This is a genomic window from Williamsia herbipolensis (assembly GCF_000964005.1).
Classification (GTDB): domain Bacteria; phylum Actinomycetota; class Actinomycetes; order Mycobacteriales; family Mycobacteriaceae; genus Williamsia_A; species Williamsia_A herbipolensis.
Map to the genome: position 1 here is coordinate 1 of NZ_JXYP01000041.1, position 13,234 is coordinate 13,234.

Annotated in this window: 14 protein-coding genes; 7 read left to right on the forward strand and 7 right to left on the reverse strand. The window is 69.1% G+C overall.

Annotated features, from left to right (window positions below; genetic code table 11):
• The first annotated feature begins 98 nt into the window (after nucleotides 1-98).
• From TU34_RS21005 to TU34_RS21015, 3 genes are all read left to right on the forward strand, one after another.
• Nucleotides 99-1,157 (forward strand): hypothetical protein, encoded by a 1,059-nt coding sequence (locus tag TU34_RS21005; protein WP_052689140.1) that lies wholly within the window; start codon nucleotides 99-101, stop codon nucleotides 1,155-1,157.
• Between the two features lie 70 nt (nucleotides 1,158-1,227).
• Nucleotides 1,228-1,722: a DUF8176 domain-containing protein gene (locus tag TU34_RS21010; protein ID WP_045824881.1), complete on the forward strand. Its 495-nt coding sequence runs from the start codon at nucleotides 1,228-1,230 to the stop codon at nucleotides 1,720-1,722.
• A 218-nt stretch (nucleotides 1,723-1,940) separates the two neighbouring features.
• Nucleotides 1,941-2,600 carry a DUF8176 domain-containing protein gene (locus TU34_RS21015; RefSeq protein WP_045824882.1) on the forward strand — a complete coding sequence of 220 codons (660 nt, stop codon included), beginning with the start codon at nucleotides 1,941-1,943 and terminating at the stop codon, nucleotides 2,598-2,600.
• On the opposite strand, the gene TU34_RS21020 is transcribed toward TU34_RS21015, so the two are convergent.
• A complete protein-coding gene (locus tag TU34_RS21020) occupies nucleotides 2,597-3,142 on the reverse strand; it encodes a CGNR zinc finger domain-containing protein (RefSeq protein ID WP_045824883.1) in 546 nt (181 codons plus the stop codon). The two genes, TU34_RS21015 and TU34_RS21020, sit on opposite strands and share 4 nt — an antisense overlap.
• A 25-nt stretch (nucleotides 3,143-3,167) precedes the next feature.
• Here TU34_RS21020 and TU34_RS21025 point away from each other — a divergent pair, with 25 nt between their 5' ends.
• Complete coding sequence (locus tag TU34_RS21025) at nucleotides 3,168-3,371, forward strand: hypothetical protein (protein ID WP_045824884.1); 204 nt, start codon at nucleotides 3,168-3,170, stop codon at nucleotides 3,369-3,371.
• 165 nt (nucleotides 3,372-3,536) lie between these two features.
• Nucleotides 3,537-5,855, forward strand: coding sequence for an endopeptidase La (gene lon / locus TU34_RS21030; RefSeq protein ID WP_045824885.1), 2,319 nt, complete (start codon nucleotides 3,537-3,539; stop codon nucleotides 5,853-5,855).
• Nucleotides 5,856-5,912: 57 nt separating this feature from the next.
• Here lon and TU34_RS21035 read toward each other — a convergent pair whose 3' ends face one another.
• The 4 genes from TU34_RS21035 to TU34_RS21050 all read right to left on the reverse strand — a co-directional run bounded on the left by TU34_RS21035 (nucleotide 5,913) and on the right by TU34_RS21050 (nucleotide 8,138).
• The gene (locus TU34_RS21035; RefSeq protein ID WP_045824886.1) at nucleotides 5,913-6,335 is read right to left on the reverse strand and encodes a tautomerase family protein; all 423 of its coding nucleotides are present in this window, start codon (nucleotides 6,333-6,335) and stop codon (nucleotides 5,913-5,915) included.
• A 27-nt stretch (nucleotides 6,336-6,362) separates the two neighbouring features.
• On the reverse strand, nucleotides 6,363-7,064 hold the full coding sequence (locus TU34_RS21040; protein WP_045824951.1) for an SDR family oxidoreductase: 702 nt from the start codon (nucleotides 7,062-7,064) through the stop codon (nucleotides 6,363-6,365).
• Between the two features lie 64 nt (nucleotides 7,065-7,128).
• A complete protein-coding gene (locus tag TU34_RS21045) occupies nucleotides 7,129-7,809 on the reverse strand; it encodes a cation efflux transmembrane domain-containing protein (protein WP_045824952.1) in 681 nt (226 codons plus the stop codon).
• The gene (locus TU34_RS21050) at nucleotides 7,809-8,138 is read right to left on the reverse strand and encodes an ArsR/SmtB family transcription factor (protein WP_045824887.1); all 330 of its coding nucleotides are present in this window, start codon (nucleotides 8,136-8,138) and stop codon (nucleotides 7,809-7,811) included. Before TU34_RS21050 ends, TU34_RS21045 begins: the two co-directional genes overlap by 1 nt.
• A 57-nt stretch (nucleotides 8,139-8,195) precedes the next feature.
• Between TU34_RS21050 and TU34_RS21055 the strand changes: the two genes are divergently transcribed.
• Together TU34_RS21055 and TU34_RS21060 are read left to right on the forward strand one after the other, a co-directional pair.
• A complete protein-coding gene (locus TU34_RS21055; RefSeq protein WP_045824888.1) occupies nucleotides 8,196-9,311 on the forward strand; it encodes an alpha/beta hydrolase in 1,116 nt (371 codons plus the stop codon).
• Nucleotides 9,312-9,331: 20 nt separating this feature from the next.
• Nucleotides 9,332-9,667 carry a TfoX/Sxy family protein gene (locus tag TU34_RS21060; protein ID WP_045824889.1) on the forward strand — a complete coding sequence of 112 codons (336 nt, stop codon included), beginning with the start codon at nucleotides 9,332-9,334 and terminating at the stop codon, nucleotides 9,665-9,667.
• Nucleotides 9,668-9,671: 4 nt separating this feature from the next.
• On the opposite strand, the gene TU34_RS21065 is transcribed toward TU34_RS21060, so the two are convergent.
• Both TU34_RS21065 and leuS read right to left on the reverse strand, forming a co-directional pair.
• Entirely contained in the window at nucleotides 9,672-10,373 is a 702-nt protein-coding gene (locus tag TU34_RS21065; RefSeq protein ID WP_045824890.1) for a YoaK family protein, read from the reverse strand.
• Between the two features lie 8 nt (nucleotides 10,374-10,381).
• A complete protein-coding gene (gene leuS / locus TU34_RS21070; RefSeq protein ID WP_045824891.1) occupies nucleotides 10,382-13,207 on the reverse strand; it encodes a leucine--tRNA ligase in 2,826 nt (941 codons plus the stop codon).
• Nucleotides 13,208-13,234: the final 27 nt, after the last annotated feature.

Here is a 13,234-nt window from a genome sequence, read left to right on the forward strand (position 1 = left end):
CCGCGGGCGACCCCCCCCCCCGCCCGCCGGCGGGGCCGCGGGTTCCCCCCCCCGCCACACCGCCGCCTCCCCCTCCGCCCGCGCCGACGCCTCCGCCCGTGCAGGGACGCAGCATCATCCCGGCGCCGACCTTTGACGCGCCGGTCATCTACGAGGACTCGCCCGGTTACACGCCGCCGGTCTACTCGGGGAACTACAACCCACTCCCCCCGGTGCTGACCGCGCCCAAGCCGACGAAGCCGGTCAACCCCGTGCTGCCCCGGCCCGGCGTCATCAAGCTCGGTAACTTCCGTACGCCGCAGCCCGCGTTCCTCTCCGACGCCGACGCCCGCAACCTCAACGGCCAGGCCGCGACCATCGAGGCACGCACCGCGACCTACTACGAGTCCATCGGATTCCCGAAGGACCAGGCCGCACGTACCGCCGCCTCGACCACTGTCGGCATCCTCGTCGGCGGCACGGCAGGCGCACTTGCAGTTGGCATCCCGGCCGCCGCCGCAGGTGCCATCATCGGCCTCCCCGTCGGCGCGGGTGTCGGTGCCGCTGCCGGCGCCATCACCGGTCTGGTCCTGGGCGCCCCCGCAGGCCCACCGGGATCCGCCGCTGCAGCAGGCGCTCTCGCGGGCCCCGGAGCTCTCATCGGCCTAGCCGCAGGCCCCGCCGTGGGTGCACTCGCCGGCGGTGCCGGTGGCGCCGCCCTGGGCGCGCTCGTCGGTGGCGGTATCGGCGGCGCCATCGGTTACGCGGTCGGTGCCGGTGATCCGGGTGCCGATCCGAACGCACCGCTGGGCGGGGCCACGCAAGAGGATCCGCGGAAGTCGAAGCCGGCTCCGCCGAACCCCGATGCGAACCAGTACGAGCTGCACCTCGACCGGTCGAACCTGCCCGGTGGCGACAAGGTCGACTACGTGGTCGCCAAGAACGGCGATGTGACCGGCACCGTGAAGATCGGCGCGGCGAACGTGCCGATCAGGATCGATCACGACGCCGCCGACGCACCGTTCAAGGCAGCCGGGGTGTTCGCCCAGACCGCCCGTGACTCGGTGACGGCCGCGGTGATCAACTTCGGCAAGGAGGCGCAGCGCGCGTTCCCGGGCCTGGAGATCGCCTACCCGCAGTACGTCGGCGCGCCGACCGGGGGCCGACACCGACAGTGACAGCCACGTGACGACGTGCGATCACGCCACCAGGCCACCCTCTCGCCACCGGGCGAGACCGGGTGGCCTGGTGGTGTGTGCCGTCACCGCGCTGATGCTGGGTCTCACCGCGTGCGGCGGCGGTTCGCCGACCGCGTCGGTCGTGACCATGCCGTCCGGATCGACCTCGGCCGCAGCGATTCCCGCCATCGACCCGCTGCGGTGCGACCCGACCACCGCCGCTCCCGGGGAGACCGTCACCAACGGCAAGGGCAGCCACGAATCGGGGGTGGCAGTGGTCGCCGACTACAACTGGGCGGTCATCACGGGACGCGACACCGCCCGGGTGACCGACGCCGTCGCGACCGGCGCGGCCATGGCGTCGCCGTCCCTGATCTCGCAGGCAATCGGGGGTTACCCGCCCGGCACGACCTATTGTTTGCGGATGCGCCAGACTCGGCCCGACACGGTGTTGTACACCCTCACGTATCAACCCCCGGCCGGCGGAACCAACGAGTATCGGCTGCGCGCAACGGTCACGGGCCCTCCGGGTGATGTACGGATCGCGGGCGTGGTGGATCAGTGACAGACGATCCCCGACTGCCACCGGACGATCAGCCCCACCCTCACGACCCATCGGTATCACCTGCGGGGGAGCCCGACACCGATCCGTTCGCACGGCAGTCGGCTCCCGGGCCGACCGAGGCGCCCCCGCCCCGCGTCACACCGCCCGAGCCCCCGTGGTTCACCGCCGCTGATCCGGGACCGCCGCGAGGGTCGCCGGAGGCGCCACCCTGGGTGCCGATGAACACCGATCCGTCGTCGAACTGGTCGGCGACACTCGAGGAGATCGCCGTACGCGGTTCGCGGAGGCGGCGGGCTCGAGGTGGCAATCGGCGTCGCGTCGCGCTCATCGCCGGCGCGGTGGTCGTCGTGGCCGGAATCGTCGCGGGCGCCGTCGTTCTCGCCACGTCCTCGGGGTCGAGCGGGTCGGGTTCGACCGTGTCCGGATCGAGTGGCGCGGGTTCGACGGGGGATGCTCAGGACAACGCGGCTCCCGCGGACGGTCCGCAGATCCCGTTCTGCACCACGGGCACCGATGGTGCGGTGACGACGATCGACGAGCGCGCGGATCCGACCTCGCCGACCGGCGCTGTCGCGACCTTCCTCGCGGCGGCCATCACCGACAGGTCGCCGGTGGCGGCTCGCGCGGCGATCGCCGACACCGCGCCCGTCCCGACCGTCATCGAGTTGCAACGGTGGATCGCCGCGCTGCCCCAGGGAACCGACGCGTGGTGCGCGCGGGTCACCCTCACCGACTCGGCCGCCCGCGTCCTCGTCGATGTGCGCGTCCGCACCCCGGCCGTCGTCGCCGACGTCGCCCGCGGCGACGCCTTCTACGTCTCGGCGGACGGATCCGGTCGGTGGAAGATCGACGCGATCATCTCCGGCGACGGCTCCTAGCGCCGCACCGACGATGTCCGGGCTCGATGTCGGCGCACCGCAGCACGATTCGCGCACCGCACCGAGCAATACCGCTGGGTCCCGTTCCGACTGACGTCGACGATGACCATCTCGCAGTCGCCGCCACCGGGCAGGCCGGCGGCACACCGGCCGATACGGTGCATGCCGCGGGTGGTGAGGTGCAGCGCCGTCCCCACCGAGATGACCGCGGTGAGGACGTGGGCGAGCGACTGATTCCGGTCGCGATAGTGCAGGTGCCATCCCTCGTCGTCGTGGTTGGTCAACCGCGGATAGGCCGCGGCGACGCTCATCGTCTCGTTGAGCAGACGTGCCCGCTCGACCTCGGTGGAGGCATCGACCATCCGTAGCCACTCGTCGATCACCTCGCGGGTCCGCGCGTGATCGTCGGGGCGGGTCTCGAATCGACCCGTCATCCCGAACTCGCGCGCCCGAGCCTCGATCCCGGCGCAGTCCTCGGGCCAGTCGTTGGCCAACGAGGCCGCCAGGAGCACCGCGTACTCGCCGTAAGGGTTGAGATGCACAAGACCATGACATCACAGTGGACGCATGCACACCTCTTCGACCGAGAACTCGACCCTCAGCCCGACCCTGCAGACCCACGAACACGCCTGGCTCATCGAGTCCGCACACCGCACCAGCGACGGGACCGTCCTCTACGTCCGCTGCGACGAGTGCGGCACCCGTCGCGTCGACATCGCCGCGCGCACCGACATGCCCCCGACCGCGATCAGCACGACGCTCGGTGACTGAGATCGTCCGCTTACAGCGTCACCTCGGGCATATGACCCGAGGCAGGTCCGTGGAGGGACGATCTCCGCGCGACCCGGTTTCGCCCACAACGAACACCGGACTTGAGCGGGAACAGATCAACCCCTCCGACCAGTTGAGCGAGTCAGACTTAACCCTGGAGGAAGAATGAGCGACACCCGCTTGCCAGTCCTGTTCCTGACCGATCCCATCCTGCTGCCCGGCATGGTGGTCCCCATCGAGCTCGATGACGCCGCCCGCGCGGCGGTCGATGCCGCGCAGGCCACCGATTCGCAGAAGCTCCTGGTCGCGCCTCGGCTCGACGACCGCTACCCCTCCTACGGCGTGATCGCGTCGATCGTGCAGGTCGGACGCCTCGGCGGTGGACAACACGCCGCCGTGGTGAAGGGCGAGAAGCGGGCGCACATCGGGTCGGGCACCACCGGCCCGGGTGCCGCGCTGTGGGTCGAGGTCGACGAGGCCGCCGAACCGACCGTCACCGACGAGACCCGCGAACTCGCGGCCGAGTACAAGAAGCTCGTCCTGGCGATGCTGCAGCGCCGTGAGGCGTGGCAGGTCATCGACTCGGTGAACAAGCTGACCGACCCCTCGGCCCTGGCCGACACGGCCGGTTACGCCTCGTACCTCACCGACGTGCAGAAGCGACAACTGCTCGAGACACCCGATGTCGTGGAGCGGTTGCGCACCCTGATCACCTGGACCACCGATCACCTGGCCGAGGTGGAGGTGAACGACAAGATCGCCGGCGACGTCCGCGACGGCATGGAGAAGACACAGAAGGAGTTCCTGCTGCGTCAGCAGCTCGCCGCCATCCGCAAGGAGCTCGGCGAGGGCGAGCCGGACGGTTCCGACGACTACCGCGCACGCATCGAGGCGGCGACGCTGCCCGACAACGTGCGCGAGGCTGCCCTCCGCGAGGTCGGCAAACTCGAGCGCTCGAGCGAGCAGTCGCCCGAGAGTGGTTACCTGCGAACCTGGTTGGACACCGTCCTCGACCTGCCGTGGGACACCACCACGACCGATTCGACCGATATCGCCTCGGCGCGCGAGATCCTCGACGCCGACCACCACGGACTCGAGGACGTGAAGGACCGCATCGTCGAGTACCTCGCGGTGCGTGCGCGTCGCGCCGAGCGCGGTCTGCAGGTCGTCGGCGGACGCGGTTCCGGCGCGGTCATGTTGCTCGCGGGCCCTCCCGGCGTCGGCAAGACCTCGCTCGGCGAATCCGTCGCCCGGGCCCTGGGTCGCAAGTTCGTCCGCGTCGCCCTCGGCGGCGTGCGTGACGAGGCCGAGATCCGTGGTCACCGTCGGACCTACGTCGGTGCCCTGCCCGGACGCATCGTGCGTGCGATCGGCGAGGCCGGGTCGATGAACCCGGTCGTGCTGCTCGACGAGATCGACAAGGTGGGCTCCGACCAGCGCGGCGACCCAGCCGCGGCCCTGCTCGAGGTGCTCGATCCGGCGCAGAACCACACGTTCCGTGATCACTACCTCGATCTGGACCTCGACCTGTCCGACGTCGTGTTCCTCGCGACGGCCAATGTGGTGGAACAGATTCCGTCGGCATTGATCGACCGGATGGAACTCGTCACCCTCGACGGCTACACCGAGGACGACAAGGTCGCCATCGCGCGGGACTACCTGCTCCCCCGCCAACGCGACCGCGCCGCACTGACCGCCGACGAGGTCACCGTGACAGACGAGGCGTTGCATAAGATCGCGGCCGACTACACCCGTGAACCGGGCGTGCGTCAGTTCGAGCGGTTCCTGGCCAAGGCGATGCGCAAGGCGACCACGAAACTGGCCGGCGACGACACCGCGTTGGTCATCGACGAGCCCGATCTGGTCGACTACCTCGGCCGGCCCCGGTTCACCCCGGAGTCGGAGGAGCGCACGGCCGTGCCCGGTGTGGCAACGGGTCTCGCGGTCACCGGCATGGGTGGTGACGTCCTGTTCATCGAGGCGTCGTCGACCGTCGGTGACGCGGGTCTGACCCTCACGGGGCAGCTCGGTGACGTGATGAAGGAGTCGGCGCAGATCGCACTGTCCTACGTTCGCTCCCACGCCACCGAACTCGGCGTGGACCCGGCGGCGTTGGATCGCAAGATCCACATCCACGTCCCAGCGGGTGCCACCCCCAAGGACGGACCGTCGGCAGGCGTGACGATGGTGACGGCGCTGGTGTCGATGGCCACCGGCCGTCGCGTTCGCGCCGAGGTCGGGATGACCGGCGAGGTCACGCTGAACGGCCGCGTGCTGCCGATCGGTGGGCTGAAGCAGAAGCTGCTCGCGGCCCAGCGGGCCGGTCTCACAACGGTGTTCGTCCCGATCCGGAACGAACCCGATCTCGACGACGTGCCCGCCGAGGTGCTCGACGCGGTCGACGTCCGACCGATGACCGATGTCGCCGACATCATCCTCGCCGCACTGGAGGACTCCACCGCCGACGTGACCGCAGCGGCCTGAGCCACCGATCGGCCGGCGCCCCACCACACGGTGGGGCGTCGGTCGCTCGCTCGTCGGTCAGTAGGGCGCGGAACGACCGTTCGCGGCCCACGCCTTCTCCGCCTCCGATCGCGCCGGGGGCGGGACGAGGCCGTTGATCATCCACAACTCCTCGCTGGTCTCGTCGATGTGGAACTCCCAGTGGATCTCGTCGCGATCGAGATAGGGGGAGAGCACGTCGCCGACCCACCGGGCGGTGCGTCGGCGGCTCGCCGAATCGGGGAGATGTCGTGCGATGTGGGCGATCTCGATCCGTGCGGTCTTCGGTGCGGATGCCCCGCCGACGAAGTTGTCGCCGGCACCGACCTCCCGGAAGATCACCACGACATAGAAGCGGGGAAGGCCCACCTTCTCGTAGCGATCGGTGATCTGTTCGGCCAGAGCATGTTTGTCCTCGTCGGTGAAGATGCCCGGCGAGTGGTGAATGGTCCACAGCGGCATGAGATCTCTCCTCCTCGGGTGTCGGCTTCAGTGGTCAGCGCTGAAGACGAGGTCGTCGACCGGTCCGGACAGCATCGATTTGACGGCCACGGTGATGTCGTCGGCCAGCACCTCTCGCTCCCCCGCCTCCAGGCCGTCGAGGATCCGGCTCGCCACGATCGCCGGCGACGTCTTCTCCATCGGGATGTCGGCGACCATCTCGGTGTCGATGAACCCCGCGTGGACCCCGAGCACCTGGGTGCCCTGGGCGGCCAATTCGGTACGCAGCGAGTTGGTCACCGACCAGATCGCGGCCTTCGATGCGCCGTAGGCGCCGCTGCCCGCGAGCCAGGAGAGCACCGAGTGGATGGTGACGACGGCACCGCCACCGTTCTGCGCGAGGATCGGGGCGAACGCCCGCGTGACGCGGAGCGGGCCGAAGGCGTTGACGTCGAAGGTGTCCGTGATGTCGGAGAACTCGCCGCTGAGCAGGGGCGCGGGGACGAGTACGCCGGCGTTGTTGATGACGATGTCGACATCGGTTGCCCTCGCCGCGAGTGCCTCGACGGAATCCTGCGAGCGGACGTCGAGTGCAGCGGTCGTGACGGCAGGTCGATCGTCGGCGAACTCGGTGCGTGCCGTCGAGTAGACGGCTCGAGCGCCGCGCGCGAGCACCTCGTCGACAAGTGCCGCCCCCAGGCCACGGCGACCCCCGGTCACCAGAACCACTGCATCGGCCACATTCGTCATGGCCACCTCCTGACTCTAGTTCGTTGGAGTCAGGCTAATCAACCGCGACATCCCGGCGCAAGCCTCAGTCGCAGCAGTCGCAGGCGCGATCCGATGTCATGGGGCGACCGGGTATCAGCGGGGCGCAACACGCATCGCCTCTCCACGCGTTCAGGCCCTCGCGTACCGCGATGGCGGCGATCACGAGTGCCGCGATCGGATCGGCCCACGACCATCCCAGCGTCGAGTTGAGCACCAGACCCACCAGCACGACCGCCGACAGGTAGGTGCACAGCAGCGTCTGCTTCGAGTCGGCCACCGCCGACGCCGAACCCAGTTCGCGGCCCGCCCGCCGCTGGGCGTACGACAGCACCGGCATGATCGCCAGGCTGAGAGCGGTCAGGACGATCCCGACCACCGAGTGCCGGGCGTCGGCCGCACCGAGGAGCCCGCGAACGGCATCGACGGCGACATAGGCGGCGAGGGCGAAGAACGACACCGCGATGATGCGCAGCGCGATCTTCTCCCGCGCCTCGGGATCCCGACCGGCGAACTGCCATGCCACCGCAGCCGCCGAGGACACCTCGATCACCGAGTCCAGGCCGAAGCCGATCAACGCCGTCGACGACACCCGCGTGCCCTCGACGAGCGCGACGACGGCCTCGATCACGTTGTAGGTGATGGTGATCGCGACGAACCACCGGATCCGCCGCGACAACACCGTCCGCCGATCCGGCAGCGTCACCGTCTCGGTCCCGGTCCCCATCAGCAGCACCCGTGCGCGTCGGAACCGGGGCAGCACGCCGGATCGACCGCGAGCACGACGCCGACCAGGTCGTGCAGGGCACGGCCGATACGGGCGTCGGCCAGCTCGTAGCGCGTACGCCGGCCCTCCGGCGTCGCGACCACGAGTCCACAGCCGCGCAGGCACGCGAGGTGGTTCGAGAGGATCTGTCGCGACACCCCGATCTCGACCGCCAGATCCGATGGATAGCCCGGTGCGTCGGCGAGCCGCATCAGGATCTGGGTGCGGGTGGCGTCGGACAGCGCATATCCGAATCGGGCGAGGGCGTCGTGACGCAGCGCGGTGGTCATGGCGGCTGACGATACAGGGTTGGCTGTACTGTCGGTGGCTTCCCTAGGATGAGCCCCATGGTGATGGCGGATCGTCCCGAAGTGCAGACGGCATCGGCCCCGGTGACCGCGTTGGCGATGGTCGGGTTGGCCGAGAGCATGCTCAACGGCCTCGCCCGGGTCCCGTTCCGGCGGTTCTGGGAGGGACCGGGCGGGCTGCTCGACAACATCGGTCAATCGGTGACGCGGCAGACCATCCGGTCGTTCATGGGCTACTCGATGGCATTGCCGATCGAGGAGTTCCGGTCGATGGAGAAGATCCTCGACGACATCTGCCGCGTGGTGATGCCGCCGTTCATCAGCCTCACCGACGGTGTCGAGCTCACCGACGACACGGTCGGCGGTATCGAGGGCATCTGGTGCCGCGCCAAGGCCAGCTCCGACGACTACGTCGACGACAGCGAGGACAAGGAGACGATCACCGCCACGGTCCTCTACCTCCACGGCGGCGGGTACATCGGCACGTCGCCGATCATGTACTCGGCCTTCGCCGCATCGCTGGTCAACATCACCGGCTACGAGGTGTTCATCGCCGATTACCGCATGGCACCGGAGTTCCCGTTCCCCGCGGGCGTGCACGACGCCGCCGACGCCTACCGCGGTCTGCTCGAGCGTGGGATCGACGCCGAGCACATCGTGATCGCCGGCGACTCCGGAGGTGGCGGCCTCGCCACCTCCTTGGTGTCGTATCTGCACGACCACGGACTGGCGAAACCCGCTGCGGTGATGCTGTTCTCGCCCGAGGTCGACCTGGACCTCAATCACCCGTCGATCACCGCCAACGCCCAGCTCGACATCCTGCCGTGGAACGTGCCGGTCAGTCCGTACCTGCAGGGTGTTCAGCCCAACGACGAACGCGTGTCGGCGATCTACGCCAAGCCCGACCCCACCTGGTTCCCACCGACCTTCGTCTGTTGGGGGGCCGACGAGATGTTCCGCGACGGCATCCGGAAGTTCGCCGAGAGCCTCTCGGCCGCGGGTGTCACCGTGTACGCGATGGAGGAGAAGGGCATGTTCCACGTGTTCCCGATCCTCATGCCGTGGGCCGAGTCGTCGCGTCGGGTGTTCCGCGCTCTGCGCGAGTTGTCGCACCGCCACATCGAATCCGACCCCGCGGCCGTCGCCACGCACTGAGACGCCCTGGAGCGCAGACCATGGCCTACGACGAGGACCTCGCCGATCGCATCCGCGACGCGATGGAGACCGAGCCGCACCTCACCGAGAAGCGGATGTTCGGCGGCCTCGCGTTCCTCGTCGACGGTCACATGGCCGTGGTCATCCTCAGCAAGCAGCAGGGCCTGATGGTGCGGGTCGATCCGGCCGACGCCGACGCTCTGATGGCCCGCGACCACGTCGGACCGATGATCATGTCGGGCAAGCCCGCTCGCGGATGGCTCCGCATCGACCCGCCGGGCCTCGTCGACGACGACGCGCTCGGCGACTGGACCGATCGCGCCGCGGCGTTCGTCCTGACGTTGCCGCGAAAGTGAGTTCTCACCCCTCCGGTTCGGGGGCGTCGGCGTCGATCTGGCGGGCGTCGTGCACCACGAAGAGTGCGACGACGATCATCGCGACCGCGCAGACGGCCACCGCCGGCGTGCCCAGCCAACGCGAGACGATCGCGCCGACCACCGCTCCCCCGGCGAACGCCGCCACCACCGCGCTGTAGAGAGCGCACCGGCGGCGACTCTCGGCGTCGCGCTGCGTCAGCAGAGCGTGTACCGACTCGACGAAGCGCATCAGGTTGCCCGTGGTCGCGATGGTGATGATGGGCATCCCGCCGATGGTGCGGAACAGTTCCATCTGCATGGCCGCCACGAACGCGATCGGCACCGTCACCACGACATTCGGCCATTCGGCGGGCACGGCGGCCACCACTCCGAGCACGAGTGCCTGCGCGGAGGTGACCGACACCAGGAGTGCGGCGCTCGTGGCGTCGCGCCACCAGGTGCGCAGGACCGTGGCGACGAGGACGCCGATCACGAAGGCCAGGATCGACCACAGGTGGGCGACGGCACGATGCCACTCCCCCGCCGCCCCGGACGTCGCGAGCAGGATCACGTTGCCGGTCTGGGTGTTCGCGAACACGCCGCCGCGGGTGAGGTAGGTGTACGCGTCGAGGAAACCGCCCACGCCGATGAGGATCAGCACGAACCTCGGCGTCGATGCCGTGGCGACCCGCGCCGATCCGCTCACCGGATGTCCTACGGGACGATGTTGATCATCTTGCCCGGCACGAAGATCACCTTCCGGGGCTCACCGTCGAGCAGCGGCGCGATCTTCTCGTCGGCGAGGGCGAGCGCCGTCACCGACGCCTCGTCGGCGTCGACCGCGATCGTGATGCGGCTGCGCACCTTGCCCTTCACCTGGATCGGGATCTCCACGGTGTTCTCGACCAGAAGGCTCTCGTCGGCGACGGGGAAGGGACCGCGGGCCAGCGGATCCGGGTGGCCGAGCCTCGACCACAGTTCCTCGGCGATGTGCGGTGCCACCGGTGCCAGCATCAGCAACAGCGGCTCCACGACGTCGCGCGGGGCGCCGTCGGCGTACACCTTCGTGAGGTGGTTGGTGAGCTCGATGAGCTTCGCGACCGCGGTGTTGTCCCGCAGCGCCGCGTAGTCGTCACGTGCTCCGGCGATGGTGCGGTGCAACAGCTTCTGGGTGTCCTCGCCCGGCGTGGCGTCGGTGACGCGGACCGCACCGGTCTCCTCGTCGATCACCAGGCGCCACACACGCTGCAGGAAACGCTGCGCACCGACGACATCCTTGGTCGCCCACGGACGCGACTGGTCGAGCGGACCCATCGAGAGCTCGTAGACGCGCAGGGTGTCGGCGCCGTAGTCGCGGCAGATGTCATCGGGCGCAACGGAGTTCTTGAGCGACTTCCCCATCTTCCCGTACTCGCGGTTCACCGGTGCGTCACCGAGGAAGAAGCCACCGTCGCGTTCGACGACCTCGTCGGCGGGCACGTAGATGCCGCGGGCGTCGGTGTAGGCGAAGGCCTGGATCATGCCCTGGTTGTAGAGCTTGCGGTAGGGCTCCTTCGAGCTGACGTGGCCGAGGTCGAACAGCACCTTGTGCCAGAACCGCGAGTACAGCAGATGCAGGACAGCGTGTTCCACGCCGCCGATGTAGAGGTCGAGACCGCCGGGGTCGTTCGGGCCGTGGAGATCCGGGCGCGGGCCCATCCAGTACTGCTCGTTCTCGGGCGCGCAGAGGGTCTCGTCGTTGGTGGGGTCGATGTAGCGCAGCTGGTACCAGGAGCTGCCGGCCCACTGCGGCATGACGTTGGTGTCGCGGGTGTAGTGCTGCAGCCCGTCGCCGAGATCGAGTTCGACGTTCACCCAGTCGGTGGCCTTGGCCAACGGGGGCGAGGGCACGCTGTCGGCGTCGTCGGGGTCGAACGACACCGGCGCGAAATCGTCGACCTCGGGAAGCTCCACCGGCAGGTCCGACTCCGGGATGGCATGCGCGGTCCCGTCCGCGCCGTAGACGATGGGAAACGGCTCACCCCAGTATCTCTGGCGTGCGAACAGCCAGTCGCGCAGTTTGTACTGCACGGTCCCCGTTCCCGCGCCCCGGGCCTCGAGCCAGTCGATGATCGCCGTCTTCGCCTCGTCGACGCGCATACCCTCGAGGAAGTCCGAGTTCACGATCGGTCCGTCGCCGGTGTACGCCGCGTCGGCGACGCCCTGCTCGGACCCGATCACCTCGACGATGGGAAGGCCGAAAGCGGTCGCGAACTCGTGGTCGCGCCCGTCGTGGGCGGGCACCGCCATGATGGCGCCGGTGCCGTACCCGATGAGCACATAGTCGGCGATGAACACCGGGACCTGCTGTCCGTTCACGGGATTCGTGGCGTAGGCGCCGGTGAAGACGCCGGTCTTCTCCTTGCTCTCCTGCCGTTCGAGATCGGACTTCGCAGCGATTCCGGCGCGGTACGACGCGACGGCGGCCGCGGGATCGGCTGCGCCGCCGGTCCAGCGGGCGTCGACATCGGCCGGCCAGGCGTCGGCGACGATCGCGTCGACGAGCGCGTGTTCGGGCGCCAGCACCATGTACGTGGCGCCGAACAGGGTGTCGGGGCGGGTCGTGAACACCTCGATGGGACTCGCCACACCGGGGACACCGAAGGCGACCTGCGCGCCGCGCGACCGCCCGATCCAGTTCTGCTGCATCGCCTTGACCTTGTCGGGCCAGTCGAGCAGTTCGAGATCGTCGATCAGACGGTCGGAGTAGGCGGTGATGCGCATCATCCACTGCCGCAGACGCTTCCGGAACACCGGGAAGTTGCCGCGGTCGCTGCGACCGTCGGCGGTGACCTCCTCGTTGGCCAGCACGGTCCCCAGACCGGGACACCAGTTCACCACCGAATCGGACTGGTAGACCAGGCGATAGGAGTCGAGGACCTCGGCACGCCCGAGGCGGTCGAGCTCGGCCCAGACCTCACCGTTCTTCGGTGCGCGCTCGCCTGTCTCGAACTCGGCGACCAGTTCGGGGATGCGGCGCGCACGGTCGGCGTCGGTGTCGTACCAGGCGTCGTGGATCTGCAGGAAGATCCACTGCGTCCAGCGGTAGAAATCGACGTCGGTGGTGGCGACCCGGCGACGCTCGTCGTGACCGAGACCCAACCGACGGATCTGGGCGAGGTAGCGCTCGACGTTCGCCTCGGTGGTCGACCGCGGATGCGTACCCGTCTGCACGGCGTACTGCTCGGCGGGCAGGCCGAAGGCATCGAAGCCCATCGTGTGCAGGACGTTGGCGCCGTCCATGCGGTGGAAGCGCGCGTAGACGTCGCTGGCGATGAACCCGAGCGGGTGACCGACGTGCAGGCCGGCGCCGGACGGGTACGGGAACATGTCCTGGACGAAGAGCTTGTTCGACCGGTCCGGAGCGCCGAAGGCGGACAGATCGCCGGCCAGCGGGCCCACCGGGTTCGGGGCCTCGTAGGTGCGGCGGTCGTTCCAGATCCCCTGCCAGCGCTCCTCGATCTCGCCGGCCAGCTGGGCGGTGTAGCGGTACTCAGTCACCTGACCAGCGTAAAGCGTCACCTCGAT

What these genes read in the sequence shown, in the direction of transcription:
- TU34_RS21015 (WP_045824882.1), top strand. Translation starts at nt 1,941, where the DNA reads ATGAACACCGATCCGTCGTCGAACTGGTCGGCGACACTCGAGGAGATC.
- TU34_RS21025 (WP_045824884.1), top strand. Translation starts at nt 3,168, where the DNA reads ATGCACACCTCTTCGACCGAGAACTCGACCCTCAGCCCGACCCTGCAG.
- lon (WP_045824885.1), top strand. Translation starts at nt 3,537, where the DNA reads ATGAGCGACACCCGCTTGCCAGTCCTGTTCCTGACCGATCCCATCCTG.
- TU34_RS21035 (WP_045824886.1), bottom strand. Translation starts at nt 6,335, where the DNA reads ATGCCGCTGTGGACCATTCACCACTCGCCGGGCATCTTCACCGACGAG.
- TU34_RS21040 (WP_045824951.1), bottom strand. Translation starts at nt 7,064, where the DNA reads ATGACGAATGTGGCCGATGCAGTGGTTCTGGTGACCGGGGGTCGCCGT.
- TU34_RS21045 (WP_045824952.1), bottom strand. Translation starts at nt 7,809, where the DNA reads ATGGGGACCGGGACCGAGACGGTGACGCTGCCGGATCGGCGGACGGTG.
- TU34_RS21050 (WP_045824887.1), bottom strand. Translation starts at nt 8,138, where the DNA reads ATGACCACCGCGCTGCGTCACGACGCCCTCGCCCGATTCGGATATGCG.
- TU34_RS21055 (WP_045824888.1), top strand. Translation starts at nt 8,196, where the DNA reads ATGGTGATGGCGGATCGTCCCGAAGTGCAGACGGCATCGGCCCCGGTG.
- TU34_RS21060 (WP_045824889.1), top strand. Translation starts at nt 9,332, where the DNA reads ATGGCCTACGACGAGGACCTCGCCGATCGCATCCGCGACGCGATGGAG.